Raw genomic sequence first — 22672 nt, forward strand, 5'->3', positions numbered from 1 at the left:
AGCCCGCACGGGCGGGCCAGTGTGACGGTTATAAGCGGCCATTATGACCAAATGATGACAGCTGGATGACCGGATGCGACGGCGGGTCGCACGCTTTGCCGGGCATTGTGGCATGCGCCGGCGCTTTTCGGGCGCACCGCGGCAGGAGTAGGCTGAGCGCCTTTCCCATAGGCGCAGACCGTCCATGCTGCACGACCTGATCCGCCAGTTCGGCTACCCGGCGCTGATCCTCGGCACCTTCCTCGAAGGCGAGGTATCGCTGCTGCTGGCCGCCTACCTGGCGGTGCGCGACCTGCTGCAGATCGAATGGGTGGCGCTGTGCGCCTTCCTCGGCACCTTCGCCAGCGACCAGCTGTGGTTCCACCTCGGCCGCCGTCACGGCCGCGCGCTGCTCGCCCGGCGCCCGCGCTGGCAACCGCTGGGCGAGCGCGCCAGCGCCCTGCTCAGGCGTCATCCGGACCTGTGGGTGCTGGGCTTTCGCTTCCTCTACGGGCTGCGCACGGTGATGCCGCTGGCCATCGGCCTGTCCGGCTACTCCTGGCGCCGCTACCTGCTGCTCGACGCCATCGGCGCCGGGCTCTGGGCCGGCGGTTTGAGCCTGCTGGCCTACAGCCTGGGCCACGCCATGGGGGGCCTGCTCGACGAGCTGCGCCGCTACCAGTTGTACCTGCTCGGCGGCCTGGCCCTGCTGCTGACGCTGACCTGGCTATACCGGCGGCGCCAGGGCCGCAGTGGCTGAGCCGCGCGAGCGCGCCAGCCACATTGCCAGCAGGCTGGCCAGGCTGTAGACGGCCAGCGCGCACCAGGCGGCCAGGTCCATGCTCAGTAGACCGAGCACCTCGGCAAGCCAGAACGCCGGCAGATTCAAGCCCAGCCGCAGGCACTCCAGGCGCACGGCGCCAGCGCGATTCTCCAGCCACAGGCCGATGCTGGACAGACCCAGGCCCAGCCACAGGCACGCCAGCAGCACGCCGCCCACTGCCAACGAATCGCCCCGCGCCAGCAGCCACACCCCGGCCAGCAGGTAGCAGACGAACTGCAGCAAGGCATAGAGCTGCGCACCGCGCCCCAGCGTCACCTCGAACTGGCGAAAGCGGCTCAGGTCCGGCTTCTCCTGCGGGTAGCGCGCCGCCACATCGGCCGGGCGCCAGCCAGTGGGCATAAACCAGATGCGCAAGCGGTCCCACCAGGACGCCGCGCGCCGCGCATCGCGCCACAGCCCGGCATAGACCTGCAGATTGGCCCATAGCGGATTCCAGCTGGCCAGCGGCGTGGTCACACCGAAGATCACCGGTTCGTCGTCCAGCTCCTCCTGGAAGGTGGCGAACATTCGATCCCAGACAATGAACACGCCGCCGTAATTGCGATCCATGTACACAGGGTTCTGCGCATGATGCACGCGGTGGTTGGAGGGCGTGATGAACAGCCACTCGAACCAGCCCAGCTTGGGGATGTGCCGGGTATGCACCCAGAACTGATAGAGCAGGTTGAGCGCCGCCACCGTGAGGAACACCAGCGGCGGCACGCCGGCCACCGCCATCGGCAGGTAGAACAGCCAGCCAAAGACGAAGCCGGTGCTGGTCTGGCGCAGCGCGGTGGAGAGGTTGTAGTCCTCGCTCTGGTGGTGCACCGCATGGGCCGCCCAGAGCACGTTGCGTTCGTGGCCCAGGCGATGGTTCCAGTAGTAGCAGAAGTCGTAGAAGACGAAGGCCAGCAGCCACACCCACAGGCTATCGGCGGAAAGCTCGAACAACGCCAGCTGTTGCCAGGCGAAGGTGTAGGTGAGCAGGCCGACCGCCTTGGTCAGCAGCCCGGTGGCCTGCGACAGCACCCCGGTGCTGAGGCTACTGACGGCATCGGCCAGGCGATAGCTGCGCATGCCGCGCCAGCGATCGGCGAGCAGTTCGAGGCCGATCAGGAGAAAGAAGAAGGGCACCGCATAGAGAACGTAATTCATGGCCGAGCCGTATCGTTGTGCTTGTCTTGGGGCTAGTCTGTTATTCATCCTAGTCCTCGGACCGCCGCGGCTCGCGGCGGCAAATGACAGTCTGAGCGGCATTTGACGACAGCATGCGCACGCCTCGCCGCCACCCCGCATCGGCAACAGCCGCCGCCCGCCGCACCCAGGTGCCGGCGCGGGCGCCCTTTACCCTCACCAGGAGTCGAGCATGAACAAAAAAGTCGCAGTGATTCTGTCCGGCTGCGGCGTCTACGACGGCGCCGAAATCCATGAAAGCGTGATCACCCTGCTGCGCCTCGACCAGCGCGGCGCCACGGTGCAGTGCTTCGCCCCCAACGTGACGCAGCTGCACGTGGTCGATCACTACAGCGGCGACGAGATGGACGAGACGCGCAACGTGCTGGTGGAGTCCGCGCGCATCGCCCGCGGCAAGATCAAGGACGTCAAGGAGCTGCACGTGGCCGACTTCGACGCACTGATCCTGCCCGGCGGCTTCGGCGTGGCGAAGAACCTCTCCGACTTCGCCATCAGCGGCGCCGCCTGCAGCGTGCAGCCCGACGTGCTGGCCGCGTGCAAGGCCTTCGCCAGCGCCGGCAAGCCGCTCGGCCTGATCTGCATCGCCCCGGCCCTGGCGGCGAAGATCTTCGGCGCCGGGGTGATCTGCACCATCGGCACCGACCACGACACCGCCGCCGCGCTGACCCAGATGGGCGCCGAGCACCATGAATGCGAAGTCAGCGAAATCGTCGAGGACCACGCGCACAAGCTGGTCACCACCCCCGCGTACATGCTCGCCCAGTCCATCGCCGAGGCGGCGTCGGGCATCAACAAGCTGGTCGACCGGGTGCTGGAGCTGGCGCACCACTGACGGGTTGGAGCGCGCAGGTGGCGTTGCGCCTTACTTGGCGATAACGCCAAGCCGGGCCCTGTAGGGTGGGCTTTAGCCCACATTGAGCACCATTGGGGGGCTAAAGCGGAACGCCGCCCGACCCACCCTACAGGCTGCCAGCCCAGGCCGATCCGGCCAATGCTCAGGGTACTCCTGCATTGCCTCTGGCCAAGTCTGGCGCGCTGCGGCAGCGTGGCGACAGGATTTCCCGGAGCCCCTGCCATGTCCCAGCCCTTCGTCCTCAGCCCCGACCTGCAACAGGCGGTGGCCGGCTTCTTCCAGCGCATCCCCTTCAACCAGGTGCTCGGCATCGAGCTGGACGAGCTCAGCCTGGAGCGGGTGACCATGCACCTGCCGATGAAGCCCGAGCTGATCGGCAACTTCGTCCACGGCATCCTCCACGGCGGGGTGATCTCCTCGCTGCTCGACGTCTGCGGTGGCGCCATGGCGTTGATCGGCGCCTTCGCCAACCACCAGCACCTGCCGGCCGCCGAGCGCATGGCCAAGCTGTCCAAGCTGGGCACCATCGACCTGCGCATCGACTACCTGCGCCCCGGCCGCGGCCAGCGCTTCACCGCCACCGCGGTGCCGCTGCGCGCCGGCAACAAGGTGGCGGTGGTGCGCATGGAGCTGCACAGCGACGACGGCACCCTGGTGGCGGTGGGCACCGGCACCTATCTGTGTGGGTAGCGATGTCCAGGCATCGTGGGAGGGGCTTTAGCCGCGACTGGCTCCACCTCGATCGCCGCTAAAGCGCCTCCCGCCGGAGCAGTCCGTAGCCCGGATGCAATCCGGGACGAGTTACCGGCTCAAGCGGGTCAGGATCCGGTCCAGCGCATTGGCGAAGGCCTGCCGATCCTTTTCCGCGTAAGGCGCCTGGCCGCCGCCGACCTGGCCCTGCTCGCGCAGGTCGGTGAACAGGTTGCGTACCGCCAGGCGCTCGCCCATGTTGCGCTCGTCGAACTCGCGGCCGCGCGGATCGAGCGCCGCCACGCCCTTCTTCACCAGGCGATCGGCCAGCGGCACGTCGCTGCAGATCACCAGCTCGCCGGGCTGGGCGTGTTCGACCAGATGATCGTCGGCGGCGTCCGGGCCGCTGGGCACCACGACCAGTTTGACGCAGGCGAAATTCGGCCGCGCCACCGCCTGGCCGGCCACCAGCACCACCTCGAACCCCCGCTTGAGGGCGAACTTCACCACCTGGTCCCGCGCCGCCCGAGGGCAGGCGTCGGCATCGATCCACACGCGCATGCTGCACTATCCTGAACAAGCCAGCGGCCAGTATGCCAGCTGCGCCCCCACCAGCAGGAGCATCCCATGACGTTCTGGCAGCGCCTGTCCGCCCCCGCCGAAGTGCTGATCTGCGGCGCCAGCCGCGGCATCGGCCTGGCCCTGACCGAGCGCTTGCTGGCGCGCGACGACGTCGCCCGGGTGTGGGCGCTGGCGCGCCATGCCAGCCAGTCGGCGCCGCTCGACGACCTCGCCGGGCGCCACGGCGAACGCCTGCAATGCCTGGACGTGGACGCCTGCGACGAACGCGAACTGCACAGCCTGAGCCGCCACCTGCAGAACGCCGAGGTGCGCCTGAACCTGCTGCTGTGCAGCGTCGGCACCCTGCAGGAAGGCGCCAGCCGCGCCGAGAAGACCCTCGCCCAGCTCGACCTGGCCGGCCTGCAGGCGACCTTCGAGCGCAACACCTTCGCCCCCATCCTGCTGCTCAAGCACCTGCTGCCGCTGCTGCGCGGCCAGCACCCTTGCACCGTGGCGGCGCTGTCGGCGCGGGTCGGCTCGATCGGCGACAACCGCCTCGGCGGCTGGTACAGCTACCGTGCCAGCAAGGCGGCGCTGAACCAGCTGCTGCGCAGCGCCAGCATCGAACTGCGCCGACTCAACCCGCAAAGCTGCGTGCTGGCGCTGCACCCGGGCACCACCGACACCGAGCTGTCGCGGCCGTTCCAGGCCAACGTGCCGGCGGACCAGCTGTTCACCCCGGCCTTCGCCGCCGAATGCCTGCTCGCCGTGCTGGAAGGCCAGGGCCCGGAACAGAGCGGCAGCTTCTGGGCCTGGGACGGCCAGCCGATTCCCTGGTGACTCAGGCCGGATAGAAGGCCTGGCAACGCTCGCGCACCGCACGCGACAGGTTGTCGTCGGCCAGCTCGATCAGATCCAGCTCGACCTCGTCCGGCAGCAGCTCGGCCACCAGCGCCGCCAGGCGCCGCTGCACCCGCACGTCGGCGCCGGCCACCGCCAGCAGCAGGCGCGGCTGTGGACCGATGGCCGGGTCGCGCAGCGCCGCCAGATAAGCCTGCCGCACCGCCAGCTCGGCACAGGCGGCAGACAGCGCCTGCTCCAGCGGCGGATGACGCAACGCCGCCAGGGCCAGGTCGGGACTGTCGGCGTAATGGGTGGAGTTAATGGTGGAAGACATGCGCGCACTCGCCAGAGGGAAATCGGATCAGCCTAGGCGCACTGAGACCGGCTGTCGTGGCGGCGGTTCACGCTCTGCCGCTGCGATCCGGAGCCGGATGCCGAGAGGCCTGCCAGAGCGATGGCCATACAACATCTTTTTGATATCAAAAGAATGACAAGTGGCCATCACTCATGACGGAATTATGAATATACTCACGCCCCCACCATATATGCCCAAAAGGTATTTTGGCCCTCATATTTATGAGGGATTGGCAGGATAGCCAAAAGCCATGCATGCCAAGCGGACCTCGTCCAGCCGACCGCAAGAGTCGGCGACTTTTACGAACCCCTATGGATATGTGAGTCTCCAATGCAATCTCGTGCCCTAGTCGCGCTCATGCTGTGCGGCTCTTTGCTCCTGAGTGGCTGCGCGGCTTTCCGCAGCTATGAAAGCGAGCTGACGCAAACCAACCTCCACCTGCAGTCCGGCGATATCGACGCGGCCATCGCGCTGCTGGAAAAGAACAACGGCGGGGAAAACAAAGATCTTCTCTACTACTTCGAGAAGGGCGAACTGCTGCGCAGCAAGGGCGACCTGCAGGGCAGCCTGGACGCCTGGGCTCAGGCCGACCGCCAGGTATTCGAGTGGGAAGAGGCGGTGCGCGGCGACCCGGCCAAGTACCTGGGCGAGTTCGGTAGCGTCCTGGTCAACGACCGCGTGCGGCGCTACGAAGGTTACGACTACGAAAAGGTCATGCTGACCACCCAGATGGCCATCAATCACCTGGCTCTGGGCAATTTCGAGGCCGCGCGCATCGAGATCAAGAAAACCCACGAGCGTGAGGCGCTGATTGCCGAACTGCGCGATCGGGAATACCTAAAGCGCGAGGAGGAAGCCGAGAAGCAGGGCATAACCGCCGAACTCAAGGACCTGCAGGGCTACCCCGTAGAGTCGCTCAACGCCCCCGAAGTGATTAGCCTGAAGAACAGTTACCAGAGCGCCTTCAGCCACTACCTCTCCGGCTTCGTCTACGAGGCCCTGGGCGAACGCGGCATGGCCGCGCCGGGCTACCGCAAGGCCGCCGAACTGCGCCCCGACACCCCGCTGCTGGAACAGGCCCTGCTCGACCTGGACAACCCGGGCGCCCGCGGCGACGACGAAAGCGACGTGCTGCTGGTACTGCAGACCGGCCTGGCGCCGGCGCGAGACTCGGTGCGCATTCCCCTGCCGATCCCGACCAGCAATGGCCTGATCATCACACCGCTGTCCTTCCCGGTGATCAAGGACGACACCTCCACGGCCGTGCTCGACAGCCTGGCGCTGAACGGCGAGGCACTGTCCCTCACCGAGCTCAACAGCACCGAGGCCATGTCGCGCCGCGCCCTGCGCGACGATATGCCCGGCATCATCCTGCGCACCAGCGTACGCGCCGCTACCCGCAGCGTGGCACAGAAACAGCTCAACGATGTCAACCCGCTGGCCGGTCTGGCCCTGGGTATCGCCTCGGCCATCACCGAGGGCGCCGACGAGCGTACCTGGCGCACCCTGCCAGACAGCACGCGGATCGTGCGCCTGCGCCTGAAGAAGGGCGAGCACCAGCTGCAGCTGCTCGGCGCCCAGGTGCGCCTGAAGATCGAGCAGGACTATCAGGTCGTGCCGCTGCGCCTGGTCGGCAACCAGGTCTTCACCAGCGGTAACGCCGCCAACCTGATCCCCCTTGCGCCACTGCCCACCGTTGCCCAGGCCAACAGTCTGTAAGGAGTTAGACGATGTCCCGCCCACTTTTCGCCATCCTCACCCTGGTCCTGCTGGCCGGCTGCGCCACCCCGCCGCCGCCGGCCCCCGGCAGTGCCGCGAGCAAGGTGGTGTCGCTCGGCAGCATGAAGCACATCGAAGTCGGCGCCATGCGCGTCGCCCGCGAGAACGGTTTCCTCACCGTCAAGGTGGAACTGAGCAACAGCAGCCACAAGAACAAGTCGATGTACTACCGCTTCGCCTGGCTGAGTAACGATGGCTTCCCGGTCGCCGCCGAGGAGAGCTGGAAGAGCCTGACCCTGTACGGCACCCAGACCACCTACCTGCCAGCCATCGCCCCGGTTCCGCAGGCCACCGACTTCCGCCTGGAAGTGCAAACCCCCGAAAACACCGTCAACCTGTTCCGCTGAGAGAGACCACCATGCTGTTTGCACGCCTTTCCTTCGTCGCCGCCCTCGCCCTGCTGGCCAGCGGCTGCGTCTCCACCTCCTCGCCGGTGCTCGGCGGCGGCAACATCGGCTACGGCGACAGCAAGGCCGTGGAGCTGATCACCAACGAATTCGGCTCCACCGACCTGCAGCTGATCGCCGAGTCGATGACCCGCTCGCTGGCGCAGTCCGGCGTGCTCCAGGGCCGTCCGGTGGTGCAGGTGTACGACGTGAAGAACAAGACCAGCGAGTACATCGACACCCGCGAGATCACCACTTCGATCAAGACCCAGCTGATGAAGAGCGGTGTCGCCCGCTTCGCCAGCGACAACGTCGACATGCAGAGCCAGGTCGATCAGCTCAAGCTGCAGAACCAGAGCGGGCTGTACAAGAACTCCACGGTCGCCAAGACCGGCAACATGATCGCCGCGCAGTACCGCCTGGAGGGCTCGATCAGCTCCATCGTCAAGCGCAACAGCGACTACAAGGACGTGTTCTACAAGTTCAGCCTGCAGCTGGTCGAGGTCGAAGGCGGCCTGGCCGAGTGGATGGACGAGAAAGAAATCCGCAAGACCACGGAGCGTTGAAATGAAACAGCTGATCGCATTGCTGCTGCTCGGCCTCGCCGGCCTGGCCCAGGCTGCGCCCAAGGTCGCCGTCACCGATCTCGCCTACGAGGAACGGGTACGCGAGTACATCCGCATCGTCAGCGCGCACAGCCAGGCCCAGGCCAGCGCCTTTGCCGCCAGCGCCTCGTCCAGCTACAACGAGATCGAGGGCACCTACAGCTACGTCGAGCGCGGCGAACTGCGCAAGTTCACCGGCGATATCAAGGGCGAGATCCTCAAGTCGCGGATGTTCCAGCTGATCCAGGGCAAGCCCTACATCGCCAAGGAGAACGAAGGGCTCTACGACGTGATCACGCGGATCAAGCAGGGCCACTTCCAGGGCGCCGACTACGTGCTGTTCGGCACCCTGGCGGACATCGACTTCCGCCAGGACCTCAACGACATCGCCAACACCGATAGCTACTCCAAGGTGCTCGGCCTGACCCTGGTGGCGGATTTCAGCCTGATCAACACCCGCACGTACGAGATCACCTCGGCGTTCACCGCCATGGGCGAGGCGCAGGACGTCAAGCTGGTCAACGGCCAGGACGTCCGCATCACCCCCAACCGCGGGCGTGTGGTGCGCGAAGTGTCCAAGGCGCTGGGCGAAGACGTCGCCGCCCAACTGCAGGAGCAACTGCTCGGCAATCGTCCGGCAGACTTGGGTAACCCGCCCGCCGGCAGCTCACTGCCTGCGGACGAGACGCCGGTGATTCTGCGCTGAAACGGAGGCGGCCTACGGGCCGCCTCTTGCTTTAGCAGGGTTGTCGATGCCGCTAGGCCAGCCGGCTACGCCTATACAGCAGAGCGATGGCGGCCAGCGCCAGGCCCTGGGCCGACAGGCTCCAGGCGTCGGCGTGGATGCCCAGCCAGTCGAACTCGAAGAAGGCCACCGGCCGCGTGCCGAGCACCCCGGCCTCCTGCAGCGCCGCCACGCCATGGCCGGCGAACACCACCGAGAGCAGGCACAGCAGCACCGCGTTGCCGCCAAAGAAGGTCGCCAGCGGCAGCCTGCGCGAGCCGCGCAGGATCGCCCAGGCCAGGCCGAGCAGCAGCACCAGCGCCGCCGCCGCACCGGCCAGCACCGCGCCGTGGCCCTGCGGCCCGGCCTGCAGCCAGAGGGTCTCGTAGAACAGGATGACCTCGAACAGCTCGCGATAGACCGAGAAGAACGCCAGCACGGCGAAGCCGAAACGGCCGCCGCCGCCGACCAGGCTGCTGTTGATGTAATCCTGCCAGGCCGCGGCGTGGCGACGGTCGTGCATCCACACCCCGACCCACAGCAGCACCGCACTGGCGAACAGCGCCGTGGCGCCTTCCAGCAGTTCGCGCTGGGCGCCGCTGATGTCGATCAGGTAGGCCGCCACTGCCCAGGTGGCGAGGCCGGCCAGCAGTGCCAGGCCCCAGCCGACATGCACGCTGCGCAGCGCCTGCGGCTGGCCGGTGTTGCGCAGGAAGGCGAGGATAGCCGCCAGCACCAGGATCGCCTCCAGGCCTTCGCGCAGCAGGATCAGCAGGCTGGCGAAGAAGCTCAGACTGCCATCCATGGCGCCATCGGCCAGCAGCGCGGCGGACTTGTCCAGCTCCACCCTCGCCTGTTCCAGCGCCTGCGCCGCCTGCGCCACGCTGGCGCCGTCCTGCAGCGCCTGGCGGTAGGCCATCAAGGCACGCTCGGTGGTCTTGCGCTGGACCGCATCGAGGTTGTCGAGGGCGCTTTCCACCAGCTCGAAGCCCTCCAGATAGGCGCCGACGGAGAGGTCGTAGGCCTGCTCCCGGTCGCCCGCGCGATAGGCCGCCAGGCTGCTCTGCAGGGTGCTGCGGCTGTAGTCGATCAGCGCCTGCGGGCCGCGCTGCTGCAGCGGCGGATGGCTGCGCTGGGCGCGGAAGGCGGCCGCATCGCCGCCGTCGGCCGCCACCTCGGCGGGCGTGCGCGCGGCCAGTTGCGCCAGGCTGAAGCCGGCCTGCCCGGCCGCCTGGGGCGGCGCGCTGAAGCCGGCGATATAGCTGGCCAGGTCCCAGCGCTGGCGTTCGTCCAGCTGATCGGCGAAGGCCGGCATATCGGTGCCGTCGATGCCCAGGCCGAGGGTGTAGAACAGGTCGTACAGACTCAGTCGATCCAGCCGCGCGGCGTCGCCCAGGTTGGCCGGCGGCGGCTCGAGGCCGAGCCCGGCCGGGCCGTCGCCGGCGCCGTGGTCGCCGTGGCAGACCGCGCAGTGCTGGGCGTAGAGCGGCGCGCCGCGCGCGGGGTCGGGGGTCAACGCCGGCGTCTGCGCGACCCGGTACAGCTCGGCCAGACGCGCGGCGAGCCGCCGCGCCGCACCGGCCACCTGCTCGCCGGGTTGGCGCCGGGCGATGGCCTGGCGCAGGGCGGCGGCCCCCTGCTCCAGCTCGGCGCGCTCGGCCTGGGCCGGCAGGGCGAGGATCAGCCCCTGCAGCACATCGAGAAACTCCAGCTGTTCCTGGTATTCCGTGGCGTCGACCACCTGGCCGGCGGCCACGCTGGCAGGGTAGTCGGCGCCGATATAGCCGAGCAGGTGCAGGGCCTGGGCGGCGCCGTCGAGGGGTTCGCCGAGGGCGAGAAAACTGAGACTGGCCAGCAGCGGCAGCAGCAGCCAGGCCAACAGGGATCGAGAACGACTCATCAATGCATCCCAAACGAGAATGGGTGGCATTAAATTGTTGCCGCCCTAAGGATCTCGCACAAGGACAATCTGACACATCTGGTAACAATCAGGCGAACGGACTGTTCGAAGATGCGCCGGCACCCCGCACCTCGGCCGCCATTGCGGCGGCCGAAGGGGGGCAGGCGTCACACCGCGGCGCGCTTGACCGTGGCCAGCAGCCCGGCGGCGGCGACGAACAGCGCGGCGAAGCTGCGGTTCATCAGGCGCTGCTGACGCGGCGTGCGCAGCACCCGCAGCACCCGCGAGGCGAGGCCGGTGTAGCCGGCCATGACGATCAGGTCGACCACTATCATGGTCGCGCCCATCAGCAGGTACTGCGGCAGCAGCGGCTGCTGCGGAGCGATGAACTGCGGCAGCACGGCGAGCATGAAGACGATCGCCTTGGGGTTGCTGGCGTTGACCAAAAAGCCACGCAGCACCAGGGTCAGCGGCCGCCCGCTGGGGCGCTCGGCGGCGCCGGTGGCGAGGTCGCTGGGCAGCGCGATCCACTGCCGGTAGGCCAGGTACACCAGGTAGGCGACGCCGAACCACTTGATCAGGCTGAAGGCCAGTGCCGAGGCGGCGAGGATGGCGCCGACACCGGCGGCGACTATGGCGATCTGCAGGGCCAGGCCCAGCTGCAGGCCGAGGGCGTTCCAGTAGCCGCGCCAGAAGCCGTATTGCAGGCCGGCGGACATGGAGGCCACGGCACCGGCGCCGGGCGACAGGCTGATCACCCAGCAGGCGACGAAGAAAGCGAGCCAGGTTTCCAGGGCCATGGCGGATTACCTCGGGAGGGAAGAACGGGAGCAGGCCCCACAGCCTACTCCCAGCCAGTCAATCCGGCGAGCCCTTGCGCAGTTGCACCGGCTCCAGCTCCTCCTTGCGCGCCCGCGCCTGGGCGCTGCGCAGGCGGATGTTGACCGCCTCCACGGCCAGCGAGAAGGCCATGGCGAAGTAGACGTAGCCCTTGGGCACGTGCACGCCGAAGCTCTCGGCAATCAGCACGGTGCCGACCACGATGAGGAACGACAGCGCCAGCATCTTCAGGCTCGGGTGCTTGTCGATGAAGGCGCTGATGGTGCCGGCCGACAGCATCATGACGATCACCGAGATGACGATGGCTGCCACCATCACCGGCACGTGCTGCACCAGGCCGACGGCGGTGATCACCGAGTCGAGGCTGAAGACGATGTCGATGATGGCGATCTGGATGATGATGCCCATGAAGCCGTAGCTCTTCTTCGGCCCGCCCTGCGCGGCCTCCTCGGCGCCTTCCAGGCTGTGGTAGATCTCCGCGGTGCTCTTGAACAGCAGGAACAGGCCGCCGAAGAACAGGATCAGGTCGCGCCCGGAAATCCCCTGCTCGAAGACGTGGAACAGGTCGTCGGTCAGGCGCATCACCCAGGTGATCGACAGCAGCAGCAGGATGCGCGTGCCCATGGCCAGGGCCAGGCCGAAGAAGCGCGCCTTCGGCTGCTGCTCGACCGGCAGGCGGCTGACCAGGATCGAGATGAAGATGATGTTGTCGATGCCGAGGACGATTTCCAGGGCGGTCAGGGTCAGAAACGCGACCCAGATTTCCGGGTTGCTCAGCCATTCCATTCAGGGATGCTCCAATGAGTTCAGGTTGTGTAGGAAAGGTGCCGCATATGGGGCAGCTTTCGTGCAAAACCTAGCGCCAGCGGCGCACGGATTTCTGGAAGAACAGGCTGTTGGGCACCTGCAGCAACGCGCCGGCGGCCTCTTCGCTGACATCCTGCAGCGTGGTGTAGAACAGGTTGATGGCCAGCACCCGCCCCTTCACGCCGGGTTTGTCGGCGCTCTCGATCACCTCCACGGTATCGCCCAGGCGGAACGGCCCCATGGCGAAGATCAGCAGCGCGCAGAACATGTTCGACAGCACGCTCCAGATGGCGAAGAAGGCCACCGCCGCCACGGCGGTGAAGCCGGTGATGGCGGTCCATAGCACCGTGGCCGACACGCCCAGGCGCTCGAGCACCAGCATGAAGGCGCTGCCCAGGATCAACCAGCGCAGCAGGCCGCGCAGCGGCAGCAGCACCTCCTGCGGCAGCAGGCTGTAGCGCGCGCCGAGGCGGCTGATGGCGCGGGTCAGGATGCGCTGGGCGAGCCACGCCAGCAGCAGGATCAGCAGCACCTGGCCGGCGCGGATCAGCGGTTCGCGCCAGGCCGTGAGCAGTTCCAGCGATTCCATCACTCGGTCTCCTCCAGTTGCTGCTGCAGCGCTTCGAGCGTCTCCAGGGCCAGCAGCCAGCTTTCCTCCAGCTCGGCCTCGCGCGCCTTGAGCGTCGCCTGCTCGGCCAGGCGTTCGCGCAGCTCGTCCTTGCGCGCCGCCTCGTACAGGCCGCTATCGGCCAGCTGCGCTTCCACCTTGGCCAGGGTCTGGTGCAGCTTGTTCAGCTCCTGCTCGAGCTTGTCGGCCTGCTTCTTGTGCGGCGCGAGCTGCTGGCGCAGGGCGGCGGCGGCCTGGCGCTGGGCGCGCTTGTCGGTCTTGTCCGCCGCCGGGGTCGCCGCGCTCGGCGGCTGCTGGCGGGCGCGGAAGTCGATCAGCCAGCGCGCGTAGTCGTCGAGATCGCCCTCGAACGGCTGGATGCGGCCGTCGGCCACCAGGAGGAATTCGTCGGTGGTGCTTTTCAGCAGGTGGCGGTCGTGCGACACCACCAGCACGGCGCCGGCGAACTCCTGCAACGCCATGGTCAGGGCCAGGCGCATTTCCAGGTCGAGGTGGTTGGTCGGTTCGTCGAGCAGCAGCAGGTTGGGCTTCTGCCAGGCGATCAGGGCCAGGGCCAGGCGCGCCTTCTCGCCGCCGGAAAAATTCAGCACCGGCTCGTCGCAGCGCTCGCCGCGGAAATCGAAGCCGCCGAGGAAGTCGCGCAGGGTCTGCTCGCGCTCGCTCGGCGCCAGGCGCTGCACGTGCAGCAGCGGGCTGGCCTTGGGGTCCAGCGCATCGAGCTGGTGCTGGGCGAAGTAGCCGATGGCCAGGTTCTCGCCGCGGGCCAGCTCGCCGCCGAGCGCGGCGAGGTCGCCGGCCAGGGTCTTGATCAGGGTCGACTTGCCGGCGCCGTTGGGCCCCAGCAGGCCGATACGCGCGCCGGGCGCCAGGCTCAGCTTGACCTTGTCCAGCACCACCTTGTCGCCGTAGCCGAGGCGCGCCTCGGACAGGTTGAGCAGCGGACTGGAGACCTTGTCCGCTTCACGGAAGACGAAGTCGAAGGGCGAGTCGACGTGCGCCGGGGCCAGCTCCTCCAGGCGTTCCAGGGCCTTGATCCGGCTCTGCGCCTGGCGCGCCTTGGTCGCCTGGGCCTTGAAGCGGGCGATGTACTTTTCCATGTGCGCGCGCTGCGCCTGCTGCTTCTCGTAGGCCTGCTGCTGCTGCGCCAGGCGCTCGGCGCGGGTGCGCTCGAAGGCCGAGTAGCCGCCGCGGTAGAGGGTCAGCTTCTGCTGCTCCAGATGCGCCACATGGTCGACCACGGCGTCGAGGAAGTCGCGGTCGTGGGAGATCAGCAGCAGGGTGCCGGGATAGCCCTTGAGCCACTCTTCCAGCCAGAGGATGGCGTCCAGATCCAGGTGGTTGGTCGGCTCGTCGAGCAGCAGCAGCTCGGACGGGCACATCAGCGCCTGGGCCAGGTTCAGGCGCATGCGCCAGCCGCCGGAGAAGTCGCCGACGCGCCTGTCCATCTGCTCGCCGGTGAAGCCGAGGCCGGCCAGCAGCTTGCGCGCGCGGGCGTCGGCCGTGTAGCCCTGGGCGTTGTCCAGTTCGCTGTGCAGGCGGGCGATGGCGGCGCCGTCGTGGGCCGCCTCGGCCCCGGCCAGCTCGGCCTGGATCGCGCGCAGGTGCAGGTCGCCGTCGAGCACGTAGTCCACCGCCAGGCGCTCGAGGTTGTCCACCTCCTGGCGCATATGGGCGATGCGCCAGTCCGGAGGCAGCCGGCAGTCGCCGGCGTCGGGGCCGAGTTCGCCACGCAGCAGGGCGAACAGGCTGGACTTGCCGGCGCCGTTGGCACCGATCAGGCCGACCTTCTGGCCGGCGTGCAGGGTCAGCTCGGCGCCTTCGAGCAGGCGCTGCGGACCACGCTGTAGAGTGAGGTTCTGGAGTCGGATCATAATGGCGGCGGAGTCTACCAAATCGCCCTGGAGGCCGCGTGCAGGATCTATGGAATTTCGCCGTACGGCTCTATGCCCGACCGGGTGTGGAAGACGCCTGCCTGCAACTGCAGGAGGCCGGCGGCGACGTCTGCCTGTTGCTCGCCGGCGCCTGGCTGCAACGCCGCGGCGTGCCCTGTCGCGAGCCCTACCTCGAGGCGCTGCAGGCGCTGGCCGAACCCTGGCAGCGCGAGGTGGTCGCGCCGCTGCGCCAACTGCGGCGCGACTGGCGCACGGCCGCCGCCGCGGACGCCGAGCTGGCGACGCTGCGTGAACGGATCAAGCAACTGGAACTGGAAGCCGAACGGCTGCTGTTGCAGCGGATCGAGACGCTGGTGGAGAACTGGCCGCGCGAGGGCGGCGAAGACGACTGGCTGAGTCGCCTGGCGGGAGACGACAGCGCCGCGCTGCAGGTGCTGCGCGGCGCCGCCGGTTCTTAAGAGGCGCTCGGCGCAGTCGCACCATTGCTGGCGACGGGCGCCACGGCGGCTGCCGGGACCTCCGGCTTGGCCGGCGCAGCAGCGGGGGCGGCGGCCGGTTTCGCCGCGGGCTTGGCCGGGGCCTTCTTCACAGCGGCCTTGGGCGCCGCCGGCTTCTTCATCGCAACCGGCTTGCTGGCGGCCTTGGCTGCCGGTTTGGCAGGTGCGGCCTTGGTCGCCGGTTTGGCGGCAGCCGGCTTGGCGGCAGCAGGTTTAGCGACAGGCTTGGCCGCCGCTGGCTTGGCCGGCGCTTTGGCGGCGGGCTTACCGGCAGCAGGCTTGGCAGCGGCTTTGGCGGCCACGGGTTTCGCCGCGGCCTTAGCTGCCACGGCTTTGCTCGCGGCCGCCTTGCTGGCCACCGGCTTGGCGGCGGACTTACTTGCTGCGGCGGGCTTGGCCGCGGCAGGTTTGGCGGTGGCCTTCTTCGCCGGCGCCTTCGCGGCAGCGGGTTTCTTCGCCGCCACGGCTTTGCCGGCCGGTTTCGCGGCCGGGGCGGCCGCCTTGGCCTCGCGACCATCGAGCGCCTTGCCGGCGGCTTCCTTGACCTTGCCCACGCCCTGGGCCAGCTTCAGGCTCTCCTGGGCGTCGCGCTTGAGCTGCAGGATATAGGCGCGGGTCTCGCTCTGACGGGCCTTGAGAGCGTCGAGCAGCTCTTCCAGCTCGGCCACCGCGTCCTTGGCCTTGGCCTGCGCCTTGGCCTTGCCGGCGACGGCAGCGTCCTGCAGCTTGCTGCGTGCCTTATGCAGTTTTTCCTGGGCCTTGCCGCGCTGCTTCTCCAGCTTGGCGAGCAGTTTCTCGGCATCGACCAGCGCTTGCGAGCAGGCATTTTCCAGGTGCTCGAGCAGGCTGGTGGAGAGTTGGTGCAGCAGGTGCAAAGGGGTACTGATGGTCTTCTTCTTGGCCGACATGGCGCGCCTCCTGGCGGATGTGGATGCGCCCATACTAGACGCCCGCGCCCGACCCTGCCATAGGCCTTTTGGCGACCCGGGCAGGCAGCCGCGCGGGCTGGCATAATCGCCGCCATCTTGATCGGGAGACATCGCCATGAGCCGCGCCGCCTTCGCCCTCTTCGTTCTCTGCGCGAGCCTCGCGGCACAGGCCGACAGTCACCAGCAGGATCTGGCCTACAGCCTCGGCGCACGCCTGGGCGAACGCCTGCGCGAGGAGGTGCCGCAACTGCCGCTGAGCGACCTGCTGGAAGGTCTGCGCCAGGCCTACGCCGGCCAGCCGCTGCGCCTGGAAGAGGCGCGCATCGAAGAGTTGCTCGACCAGCACGAGGCGCGCATCGCCGCCGACCCGCAGCGCCATGCCCAGGCCATCGCCGCGCAGCGACGCTTTCTCGCCGAGCAGCGAATCCGCCCCAATGTGCGGGTGATCGAGGGCGGCGTGCTGGTCAGCGAGCTGCGCGCCGGCAGCGGCGCCAAGCCCGGTCCCGGCAGCCGGGTGCAGGTACGTTACCGCGGCACCCTGGCCGACGGCAGCCCGTTCGACGAGAGCAGCGAACCGCAGTGGTTTCGCCTAGACAGCCTGATCGCCGGCTGGCGCAGCGCGCTGCTGCAGATGCCCAGCGGGGCACGCTGGCGCCTGGTGGTACCGTCGGATCAGGCTTACGGGGAAGAGGGCGCGGGCGATCTGATTCCGCCCCATGCGCCGCTGGTATTCGATCTGGAACTGCTCGACGTGGCCGACTGAAGGTCGGCCCGGCAGACAGCTTCTGGCCCGGATGCAAGCCAGGGCCGCCGACCTGTTGCCCGGAATGCATCCGGGCTAAGCGGCCGTCGCAGGCTCAGAGCGCCGGCGCGGCCTGCTCCTGGTGGGCGTTGTGCAGCACCTCGATCAGGCAGTCTTCCAGCTCGAAACGTTCGTGCAGCAACTGCCCCAGGCGACCCAGCTCGGCCACCAGCGACACGCTGTCGCGGCAGTCGCCGTTGTCACAGTGATCGTTGAAGGCCAGCGCCACCTCGGTAATGGCTTCGATGCGCGGGTAGATCTGCTTGGCCAGTTCCAGGCCGCGCTGGTCGTTGAACGCCTTGGCCTCGCTGGTGAGCTGCTCGTAGACCTCGAAGTGACCGGCCGAGACGTAATCCACCAGGATTTCGCAGAAGCCCTGCAGGGCCTCGCCGTTGGCCGCCGGCGCCTGTGGCGACTCGACCAGGGCACTGTAGGCCTGCACCAGTTCATGGCGCTCGCCCAGCCAGCGATCGATCAGTTGGTGGACCCCACCCCAGCGTTCCTGTGCGTTCTGGCAACTTTCGAGCATGATGGACCTCGCTTCCCTTATCGCTAATGCCTGTTATGCGTCCGCTCCCGAGACGATTTTTCTGTGGCCTACCGGCGGCCAGCCTGCGCGGGGCGTCGCACTCGACGCCACAAACCGCTCCCGACGCTTTTTTGTCAATCGGTGCTTGGCTTTGGGAAGGCAACCGCGAAACGGCGTTTTTCCGGCGGTGCGTGCGAGCCAGATTATGCCCGTGGGCAGGCGCCATCAAGGCACCGCCGGGAGATAATTTCATACGAGCGTTTAATCGACGACCCGCGACAGCCGTGGCCTGGGCGATGGACCGCGATCAGCTGCGACGCAGCAACTGGAACAGGCAGAAACCGAGCATGGCGACGAAACCGAGCAGGCTCCACTCGGGAATGCTCATGCCGAACAGGCTCCACTTGACCTCGGCGCAGTCGGCGCTGCCCTGGAACACCAGGCGCACGATGTCCTGCATCGGCAGGGCCTGCATCATGAATTCCAGGCTCGGCAGGCAGGCCTCCAACTGGTCGGCCGGCACGCTCTGCAGCCAGATCTGCCGACCGGCCGTGGCGGCGCCGGCGCCGGCGAACAGCAGCGCCAGCAACGCATAGACCCGCCGGCCGAAGCGCGCCGGGCCATGTACGGCGGCCACCAGGCAGACCAGGCCGAAGGCGATCACGCAGATGCGCTGCAGCACGCACATCGGGCAGGGCTCCAGGCCGACCACGTGTTCCAGGTACAGGGCCGCCGCCATCAGCAGCAGACTGCCGACGAATGCCAGGAAGAACAGGGGACGCGGACTGGCCAGGTACATGGAGGCTCCGGGGGAGAGAAATCGAGGGCAGTTACGGTAGAGGAAAGCGCGGGCGCCTTTCAAGGCGCCTCACATGCTGCCGCGCGCTGTTCGTCCACCCAGCGCGCCCCTTCGTCCGCTGCGCGACGATCGGCCGCAGCGGCTCAGGCGCGCACGCCCTGCGGCTGCGGCAGCGCCGGCAGGCCCTGATGGAGCAGGCCGAGGCTCTCCTGCAGCAGCTGGTTGCTGCGCTCCAGCTCGCCCAACTGGGCCAGCAGGCGCGCCAGCTCGGCGCAGGTTTCCGGGTGGCGTTCCAGCTTCAGGCTGGTCTCGAAGTAGTCGCGCGCCTTGCCCCACAGCTGGTTCTGCAGGCACAGCCGACCGAGGGTCAGCAGCAGCGCCGGGTCCTGCGGGTGCTGCTTGAGCCAGAGCTCGGCGGTGTGCAGCTGCTGCGCCGGATCGGCGCCGCGCAGCACGCCGTAGAAGCGCGCCAGGCGGCTGTCGTAGGCGCGCTTGAGGGCGCTGCGCAGCACCTGTTCGGCCTCCTCCTGGGCGCCCAGGCGACGCAGTTGCTCGACGTAGGCGGCGATCAGCTCGGGCTCCTGGCGCAGCGGCGCGGAGAGCTGCTGCCAGGCCTGGGTCAGCGGCTGCAGGGCGGTTTCGCCATGGCCCAGACCGGCCTGCCCGGCATCGCCCAGGCGACCGCGCCAGGTCGCACGCTCCAGCTCGTCCAGCTCGGCGGCCGGCAGGGCCTTCTCCTTGCGCAGCTCCGGCAGCAGGCCGAGCAGCGCCGACCAGTCCTGGCGCTGCAGGTACAGGCGCTGCAGCTGGCGCAACACCAGGTGATGACCGGGATGACGCTCGCGCATCGCTTGCAGGGTCTCCAGCGCCGCGTCGCTCTCGCCGCGGCTCTGCTGCAGTTCGGCATGGGCCAGGGCGATGGCCAGTTCGGCCTGCGGCTGGCGCGCCAGGGCGCGCTCGAGCATGGCGTCGCTCTGCTCGTGCTGGCCCAGCTTGTGCGCCGCGCGGGCGGCGCCGAGGTAGTACATCAGCGGCTGGGGTTCGTCTTCGGCGGCCCGGCTCAGCTGGCGCAGCGCGCGCGCCCAGCGGCCCTCGGCCAGGTCGAGCAGGCCCTGCTGCGAGGCCAGCCGCGCCCGGCGGTGACGATGCAGGCGCGACCAGGGGTTGGCCAGGCGCGTCGAGGCGAGCAGCAGGCGCAGGCTGGCGCGCAGCAGGTAGAGCAGCAGCGCCACCGCCAGCACCAGGGCGAGGAAGGCCCACAGCCCGGACTGATAGCGGAAGCCCTGGTAGGCGAACAGCACGTAGCCGCGGTCGGCCTGGATCGCCAGGCCGAGCAGATACAGCAGGCCGCCGACGGCGAGCAGGAGCAGCAACCAGAGCAGGCGCTTCATGGCGCCTCCCCGGCCGCGGCGGCCCCCTGCCGGCGCTGCGCCTGCTTGCGCTGCAGGTAGGCCTGCAGCGCCTCGAGCGACTCGCTCAGATCCGGCACCTGCACCTCGACCCGCTCGTCGGCCAGCTCGGCGAAGCGCTGACGCAGGGCGCGACTATCGGGGTTGTCCAGATTGAAATGGGCGTCGAGGATCTCCCCGGCCTGCTTCAGCGCCTGCCGATAGACCCCGCTCTGGCCATGCAGCGCGGCCCACTGCGCCTGCTCCAGGGCCAGCGACAGGCTCAGGCGCACCTGGCTCAGGCTCTGCCCGGAGAGCAGCGGACGGATGTTGCGGTCGGCGTCGAACTCGATGCGGAAGTACTGCGCCAGGGTCGCCAGCCATTCGCTCCACCAGGCGCGGCCATCGCCCTCGGCGGCCAGGTCGGCGAGCACGTCGCCCTGCCCCGCGAAACTCGGCGCCAGCGGGTTGAGGCTGGCGGCCTGCTCGCGCAGCGCGGCCAGTTGCAGGAACAGGCCGACGCGATCCGGCCGTTGGGTGGTGCGCAGCGCTTCCAGACTGCGGCTGAGCTGCTCGCGGGCGGCGAAGGCGGCGGGGTCGTCCTGCTCGCGGAGGATCTCGTCGGCGGCCAGCACCAGGGCCTCGGCGCTGGCCACGTCCTGCAGCGCGGACAGGCGCAGGGTGGCCAGGCGCAGCAGGTGCTCGGCCTCGTCCAGGCGCCAGTCCTGGCGGCTGCCGTCGAGCACGCTTTCCAGGCGCTGGCTGAGGCGCTGCTGATCGCCCTGCAGGTTGGCCAGCAGACGCCGGCGCTCGTCCAGCTCATCGGCGCTGGGCAGCTGGTTCAGACGGCCTTCGAGTTGCCCGATCAGCTCGCCGACCTTGCCGCTCTCGGCGCGCGCGCTCTGCAGCTGATCGCGCTGCTGCTGATCCTGCTGCTGCAACTGCTGCAGCTGCCACAGGCTCCAGCCACCGGCACCGACGCCGCCCAGGCCGACCAGCAGGGCGAACGCGGCGAGGCCGCGGCCGGCGTTGCGCGGGGCCTTGGCGGGAGCTGCGGGGGGAGTGGCGGTGGCCTCGCTGGCCGGCGTCTGGTCTTGCGGGGTGGCTGCTTCGCTCACGTATCCATCCTTTCTAGAGGGCAGCGGCCGGGTATCGTTCCAGCGCTGCCAGCAAGGCCGCGGCGCTGGCGCCGCGACAATCCACAACGATCTGTGCACCCGCGCGGCGTGCCTGCTCGGCGACCCGCGGGCTGGGCAGGAACAAGGGTAGCCGAGCCAGCTCGGGCCAGTCGGCAGCGGCCAGTTCGATCAGGTGTTCGAGCCCCTGCCCACTGCTGACCACCAGGGCGTTCAGGCGTTCCGCCCGCACCCGCGCGGCCAGTTCGCCCGGCGCGTAGCTGGGCAGCAGGCGGCGGTACAGTGGCAGATAGTCGACCGTCGCACCTTGGCCGCGCAAGCGTTCGGCGAGGAATTCTCGGCCACCCTCGCCGCGCAGGATCAGCACCCGCGGCGCCGGCGCGGCGGCCAGCGCCTGCTGCAGGCGCGGCAGGACCAGCAGCGCCTCACTGTCGTCGCCGTCGTCCGGGCAGTGGGCGTTGAGGCCATGCTCGGCGAGCACCGCGGCGGTCGCCGCGCCGACCGCGAACCAGGGCTGCTCGGCCGGCGCTGGCACGCGGTGGCGTTCGAGCAGGGCCAGGCCCAGGCGCGCGGCCGGCTTGCTCACCGCGATCACCGCGCTGTAGTGCGCCAGCTCGAGGATGGCGGCGCGCTGCGCGGGCGTTTCCGCCAGCGGCTCGATGGCCAGCAACGGCAGGCTGTGACTGGCGATGCCGCGCTCGGCCAGGGTCTGCGCCAGCGCCGCGCACTCCTCGGCCGGCCGCGTCAGCAGCAGGCGCCAGGCGCTCACGGATGGCCGGCCTCGCCGTAGACCGCCTTGAGGATGGCCTCGGCGCCCTGCGCCAGCAGCGCTTCGGCCACCCGCACGCCGAGCGCTTCGGCATCGCCGGCGGCGGCACGCGCCTCGGCGCGCAGCAGCTGGCCGCCATCGGGCTGGCCGACCAGGCCGCGCAACCACAGCTGCTCGCCTTCGAGCAGGGCGTAGCAGGCGATGGGCACCTGGCAGCCGCCGTTGAGGCGCTTGTTCAGCGCACGCTCGGCGGTGACCCGCAGCGCGGTCTCGCGGTGGTGCAACGGCGCCAGCAGGGCGTGGATCTCGGCGTCGGCGCTGCGGCACTCGATGCCGACGGCGCCCTGGCCGCCGGCCGGCAGGCTGTCCTCGGCGCTGAGCGAGCTGCGGATGCGCTCCTCGAAGCCGAGGCGGATCAGCCCGGCGGCGGCGAGGATGATGGCGTCGTACTCGCCGGCATCCAGCTTGGCCAGGCGGGTGTTGACGTTGCCGCGCAGGAACTGGATCTTCAGGTCCGGCCGGCGCGCCAGCAGCTGGGCCTGGCGGCGCAGGCTGGAGGTGCCGACCACGCTGCCGGCCGGCAGCGCATCGAGGCTGGCATGGCTATTGGAAACGAAGGCGTCGCGCGGGTCTTCGCGCTCGCAGATGCAGTACAGGCCCAGGCCTTCGGGGAAGTCCATCGGCACGTCCTTCATCGAGTGCACGGCGATGTCGGCCTGGTTCTCCAGCAGCGCGGTTTCCAGCTCCTTGACGAACAGGCCCTTGCCGCCGATCTTCGCCAGCGGCGCGTCGAGCAGTTTGTCGCCGCGGCTGACCATGGGCACCAGGCTGACCTTGAGGCCAGGGTGCGCCGCTTCGAGACGGGTTTTGACGTGCTCGGCCTGCCACAGGGCCAGGGCGCTCTTACGGGTGGCGATACGGATTTCGCGGGACATGGGGCAAATTCCAGAAAACGGATTGCCGC

The 22672-nt window shown here is 68.9% G+C and carries 25 protein-coding genes; 10 read left to right on the plus strand and 15 right to left on the minus strand.

Going from position 1 to position 22672, the window contains the following annotated elements; genetic code table 11:
* The first annotated feature begins 184 nt into the window (after positions 1 to 184).
* Positions 185 to 739, plus strand: coding sequence for a DedA family protein (locus ACW9UL_RS21975; RefSeq protein WP_457788283.1), 555 nt, complete (start codon positions 185 to 187; stop codon positions 737 to 739).
* Here ACW9UL_RS21975 and ACW9UL_RS21980 read toward each other — a convergent pair.
* Complete coding sequence (locus ACW9UL_RS21980; protein WP_457788284.1) at positions 707 to 1957, minus strand: sterol desaturase family protein; 1251 nt, start codon at positions 1955 to 1957, stop codon at positions 707 to 709. The genes ACW9UL_RS21975 and ACW9UL_RS21980 overlap by 33 nt on opposite strands.
* 211 nt (positions 1958 to 2168) lie before the next feature.
* Between ACW9UL_RS21980 and elbB the strand changes: the two genes are divergently transcribed.
* Positions 2169 to 2828, plus strand: a complete 660-nt coding sequence (elbB, locus tag ACW9UL_RS21985; RefSeq protein WP_021443374.1) for an isoprenoid biosynthesis glyoxalase ElbB — start codon at positions 2169 to 2171, stop codon at positions 2826 to 2828.
* A gap of 243 nt (positions 2829 to 3071) precedes the next feature.
* Complete coding sequence (locus ACW9UL_RS21990; RefSeq protein ID WP_397497556.1) at positions 3072 to 3539, plus strand: thioesterase family protein; 468 nt, start codon at positions 3072 to 3074, stop codon at positions 3537 to 3539.
* A gap of 111 nt (positions 3540 to 3650) precedes the next feature.
* Here the strand turns inward: ACW9UL_RS21990 and ACW9UL_RS21995 are convergent, their stop codons facing one another.
* Positions 3651 to 4100, minus strand: a complete 450-nt coding sequence (locus ACW9UL_RS21995; RefSeq protein WP_021443376.1) for a YaiI/YqxD family protein — start codon at positions 4098 to 4100, stop codon at positions 3651 to 3653.
* Between the two features lie 66 nt (positions 4101 to 4166).
* Between ACW9UL_RS21995 and ACW9UL_RS22000 the strand changes: the two genes are divergently transcribed.
* Positions 4167 to 4940, plus strand: coding sequence for an SDR family NAD(P)-dependent oxidoreductase (locus ACW9UL_RS22000; RefSeq protein ID WP_457788286.1), 774 nt, complete (start codon positions 4167 to 4169; stop codon positions 4938 to 4940).
* A gap of 1 nt (position 4941) precedes the next feature.
* Here ACW9UL_RS22000 and ACW9UL_RS22005 read toward each other — a convergent pair whose 3' ends face one another.
* On the minus strand, positions 4942 to 5277 hold the full coding sequence (locus ACW9UL_RS22005; RefSeq protein WP_122109427.1) for an enhanced serine sensitivity protein SseB C-terminal domain-containing protein: 336 nt from the start codon (positions 5275 to 5277) through the stop codon (positions 4942 to 4944).
* 351 nt (positions 5278 to 5628) lie between these two features.
* Here ACW9UL_RS22005 and ACW9UL_RS22010 point away from each other — a divergent pair, with 351 nt between their 5' ends.
* The 4 genes from ACW9UL_RS22010 to ACW9UL_RS22025 are packed head-to-tail and all read left to right on the plus strand — an operon-like array spanning position 5629 to position 8774.
* Entirely contained in the window at positions 5629 to 7017 is a 1389-nt protein-coding gene (locus ACW9UL_RS22010; protein ID WP_457788287.1) for a COG3014 family protein, read from the plus strand.
* Positions 7018 to 7028: 11 nt separating this feature from the next.
* Positions 7029 to 7424: a YcfL family putative periplasmic lipoprotein gene (locus tag ACW9UL_RS22015; protein WP_457788288.1), complete on the plus strand. Its 396-nt coding sequence runs from the start codon at positions 7029 to 7031 to the stop codon at positions 7422 to 7424.
* Positions 7425 to 7438: 14 nt separating this feature from the next.
* Positions 7439 to 8029, plus strand: a complete 591-nt coding sequence (lpoB, locus tag ACW9UL_RS22020; protein WP_457791009.1) for a penicillin-binding protein activator LpoB — start codon at positions 7439 to 7441, stop codon at positions 8027 to 8029.
* A 1-nt stretch (position 8030) separates the two neighbouring features.
* Positions 8031 to 8774 carry a penicillin-binding protein activator LpoB gene (locus tag ACW9UL_RS22025; RefSeq protein ID WP_457788289.1) on the plus strand — a complete coding sequence of 248 codons (744 nt, stop codon included), beginning with the start codon at positions 8031 to 8033 and terminating at the stop codon, positions 8772 to 8774.
* A gap of 52 nt (positions 8775 to 8826) precedes the next feature.
* On the opposite strand, the gene ACW9UL_RS22030 is transcribed toward ACW9UL_RS22025, so the two are convergent.
* The 5 genes from ACW9UL_RS22030 to ACW9UL_RS22050 all read right to left on the minus strand — a co-directional run bounded on the left by ACW9UL_RS22030 (position 8827) and on the right by ACW9UL_RS22050 (position 14838).
* The gene (locus ACW9UL_RS22030; protein ID WP_457788290.1) at positions 8827 to 10692 is read right to left on the minus strand and encodes an FTR1 family protein; all 1866 of its coding nucleotides are present in this window, start codon (positions 10690 to 10692) and stop codon (positions 8827 to 8829) included.
* 167 nt (positions 10693 to 10859) lie between these two features.
* Positions 10860 to 11492 (minus strand): LysE family transporter, encoded by a 633-nt coding sequence (locus ACW9UL_RS22035; RefSeq protein WP_122109429.1) that lies wholly within the window; start codon positions 11490 to 11492, stop codon positions 10860 to 10862.
* Between the two features lie 58 nt (positions 11493 to 11550).
* Positions 11551 to 12318 carry a TerC family protein gene (locus tag ACW9UL_RS22040; protein ID WP_457788291.1) on the minus strand — a complete coding sequence of 256 codons (768 nt, stop codon included), beginning with the start codon at positions 12316 to 12318 and terminating at the stop codon, positions 11551 to 11553.
* A gap of 70 nt (positions 12319 to 12388) precedes the next feature.
* On the minus strand, positions 12389 to 12928 hold the full coding sequence (locus tag ACW9UL_RS22045) for a mechanosensitive ion channel family protein (protein ID WP_021444987.1): 540 nt from the start codon (positions 12926 to 12928) through the stop codon (positions 12389 to 12391).
* The gene (locus tag ACW9UL_RS22050; protein ID WP_457788292.1) at positions 12928 to 14838 is read right to left on the minus strand and encodes an ATP-binding cassette domain-containing protein; all 1911 of its coding nucleotides are present in this window, start codon (positions 14836 to 14838) and stop codon (positions 12928 to 12930) included. Before ACW9UL_RS22050 ends, ACW9UL_RS22045 begins: the two co-directional genes overlap by 1 nt.
* A gap of 38 nt (positions 14839 to 14876) precedes the next feature.
* Here ACW9UL_RS22050 and ACW9UL_RS22055 point away from each other — a divergent pair, with 38 nt between their 5' ends.
* Complete coding sequence (locus ACW9UL_RS22055; RefSeq protein ID WP_457788293.1) at positions 14877 to 15317, plus strand: TIGR02444 family protein; 441 nt, start codon at positions 14877 to 14879, stop codon at positions 15315 to 15317.
* Here the strand turns inward: ACW9UL_RS22055 and ACW9UL_RS22060 are convergent.
* Positions 15314 to 16264, minus strand: a complete 951-nt coding sequence (locus tag ACW9UL_RS22060) for an AlgP family protein (protein WP_457791011.1) — start codon at positions 16262 to 16264, stop codon at positions 15314 to 15316. The two genes, ACW9UL_RS22055 and ACW9UL_RS22060, sit on opposite strands and share 4 nt — an antisense overlap.
* 136 nt (positions 16265 to 16400) lie before the next feature.
* Here ACW9UL_RS22060 and ACW9UL_RS22065 point away from each other — a divergent pair, with 136 nt between their 5' ends.
* The gene (locus tag ACW9UL_RS22065; protein WP_021444669.1) at positions 16401 to 17048 is read left to right on the plus strand and encodes an FKBP-type peptidyl-prolyl cis-trans isomerase; all 648 of its coding nucleotides are present in this window, start codon (positions 16401 to 16403) and stop codon (positions 17046 to 17048) included.
* Between the two features lie 94 nt (positions 17049 to 17142).
* Here the strand turns inward: ACW9UL_RS22065 and ACW9UL_RS22070 are convergent, their stop codons facing one another.
* From ACW9UL_RS22070 to hemC, 6 genes are all read right to left on the minus strand, one after another.
* Positions 17143 to 17616, minus strand: a complete 474-nt coding sequence (locus tag ACW9UL_RS22070; RefSeq protein WP_021444668.1) for an Rsd/AlgQ family anti-sigma factor — start codon at positions 17614 to 17616, stop codon at positions 17143 to 17145.
* Positions 17617 to 17923: 307 nt separating this feature from the next.
* A complete protein-coding gene (locus ACW9UL_RS22075) occupies positions 17924 to 18415 on the minus strand; it encodes a disulfide bond formation protein B (RefSeq protein ID WP_021444667.1) in 492 nt (163 codons plus the stop codon).
* Between the two features lie 143 nt (positions 18416 to 18558).
* Positions 18559 to 19806 (minus strand): heme biosynthesis HemY N-terminal domain-containing protein, encoded by a 1248-nt coding sequence (locus ACW9UL_RS22080; protein ID WP_457788294.1) that lies wholly within the window; start codon positions 19804 to 19806, stop codon positions 18559 to 18561.
* On the minus strand, positions 19803 to 20921 hold the full coding sequence (locus tag ACW9UL_RS22085; RefSeq protein ID WP_457788295.1) for a uroporphyrinogen-III C-methyltransferase: 1119 nt from the start codon (positions 20919 to 20921) through the stop codon (positions 19803 to 19805). The genes ACW9UL_RS22080 and ACW9UL_RS22085 overlap by 4 nt, the downstream gene beginning before the upstream one ends.
* Before the next feature lie 13 nt (positions 20922 to 20934).
* A complete protein-coding gene (locus ACW9UL_RS22090; RefSeq protein ID WP_457788296.1) occupies positions 20935 to 21708 on the minus strand; it encodes a uroporphyrinogen-III synthase in 774 nt (257 codons plus the stop codon).
* The gene (hemC, locus tag ACW9UL_RS22095) at positions 21705 to 22643 is read right to left on the minus strand and encodes a hydroxymethylbilane synthase (protein ID WP_457788297.1); all 939 of its coding nucleotides are present in this window, start codon (positions 22641 to 22643) and stop codon (positions 21705 to 21707) included. Before hemC ends, ACW9UL_RS22090 begins: the two co-directional genes overlap by 4 nt.
* Between the last annotated feature and the right edge of the window lie 29 nt (positions 22644 to 22672).

It is taken from the genome of Pseudomonas sp. PL-6, assembly GCF_054110165.1.

What these genes read in the sequence shown, in the direction of transcription:
- ACW9UL_RS22040 (WP_457788291.1), bottom strand. Translation starts at nt 12,318, where the DNA reads ATGGAATGGCTGAGCAACCCGGAAATCTGGGTCGCGTTTCTGACCCTG.
- elbB (WP_021443374.1), top strand. Translation starts at nt 2,169, where the DNA reads ATGAACAAAAAAGTCGCAGTGATTCTGTCCGGCTGCGGCGTCTACGAC.
- ACW9UL_RS22080 (WP_457788294.1), bottom strand. Translation starts at nt 19,806, where the DNA reads ATGAAGCGCCTGCTCTGGTTGCTGCTCCTGCTCGCCGTCGGCGGCCTG.
- ACW9UL_RS22005 (WP_122109427.1), bottom strand. Translation starts at nt 5,277, where the DNA reads ATGTCTTCCACCATTAACTCCACCCATTACGCCGACAGTCCCGACCTG.
- ACW9UL_RS22000 (WP_457788286.1), top strand. Translation starts at nt 4,167, where the DNA reads ATGACGTTCTGGCAGCGCCTGTCCGCCCCCGCCGAAGTGCTGATCTGC.
- ACW9UL_RS21980 (WP_457788284.1), bottom strand. Translation starts at nt 1,957, where the DNA reads ATGAATTACGTTCTCTATGCGGTGCCCTTCTTCTTTCTCCTGATCGGC.
- hemC (WP_457788297.1), bottom strand. Translation starts at nt 22,643, where the DNA reads ATGTCCCGCGAAATCCGTATCGCCACCCGTAAGAGCGCCCTGGCCCTG.
- ACW9UL_RS22025 (WP_457788289.1), top strand. Translation starts at nt 8,031, where the DNA reads ATGAAACAGCTGATCGCATTGCTGCTGCTCGGCCTCGCCGGCCTGGCC.
- ACW9UL_RS21990 (WP_397497556.1), top strand. Translation starts at nt 3,072, where the DNA reads ATGTCCCAGCCCTTCGTCCTCAGCCCCGACCTGCAACAGGCGGTGGCC.
- ACW9UL_RS22050 (WP_457788292.1), bottom strand. Translation starts at nt 14,838, where the DNA reads ATGATCCGACTCCAGAACCTCACTCTACAGCGTGGTCCGCAGCGCCTG.
- ACW9UL_RS22075 (WP_021444667.1), bottom strand. Translation starts at nt 18,415, where the DNA reads ATGTACCTGGCCAGTCCGCGTCCCCTGTTCTTCCTGGCATTCGTCGGC.
- ACW9UL_RS22015 (WP_457788288.1), top strand. Translation starts at nt 7,029, where the DNA reads ATGTCCCGCCCACTTTTCGCCATCCTCACCCTGGTCCTGCTGGCCGGC.
- ACW9UL_RS22060 (WP_457791011.1), bottom strand. Translation starts at nt 16,264, where the DNA reads ATGTCGGCCAAGAAGAAGACCATCAGTACCCCTTTGCACCTGCTGCAC.
- ACW9UL_RS22030 (WP_457788290.1), bottom strand. Translation starts at nt 10,692, where the DNA reads ATGAGTCGTTCTCGATCCCTGTTGGCCTGGCTGCTGCTGCCGCTGCTG.
- ACW9UL_RS22070 (WP_021444668.1), bottom strand. Translation starts at nt 17,616, where the DNA reads ATGCTCGAAAGTTGCCAGAACGCACAGGAACGCTGGGGTGGGGTCCAC.
- ACW9UL_RS22035 (WP_122109429.1), bottom strand. Translation starts at nt 11,492, where the DNA reads ATGGCCCTGGAAACCTGGCTCGCTTTCTTCGTCGCCTGCTGGGTGATC.
- ACW9UL_RS22065 (WP_021444669.1), top strand. Translation starts at nt 16,401, where the DNA reads ATGAGCCGCGCCGCCTTCGCCCTCTTCGTTCTCTGCGCGAGCCTCGCG.
- ACW9UL_RS21975 (WP_457788283.1), top strand. Translation starts at nt 185, where the DNA reads ATGCTGCACGACCTGATCCGCCAGTTCGGCTACCCGGCGCTGATCCTC.
- ACW9UL_RS22045 (WP_021444987.1), bottom strand. Translation starts at nt 12,928, where the DNA reads ATGGAATCGCTGGAACTGCTCACGGCCTGGCGCGAACCGCTGATCCGC.
- ACW9UL_RS22010 (WP_457788287.1), top strand. Translation starts at nt 5,629, where the DNA reads ATGCAATCTCGTGCCCTAGTCGCGCTCATGCTGTGCGGCTCTTTGCTC.
- ACW9UL_RS21995 (WP_021443376.1), bottom strand. Translation starts at nt 4,100, where the DNA reads ATGCGCGTGTGGATCGATGCCGACGCCTGCCCTCGGGCGGCGCGGGAC.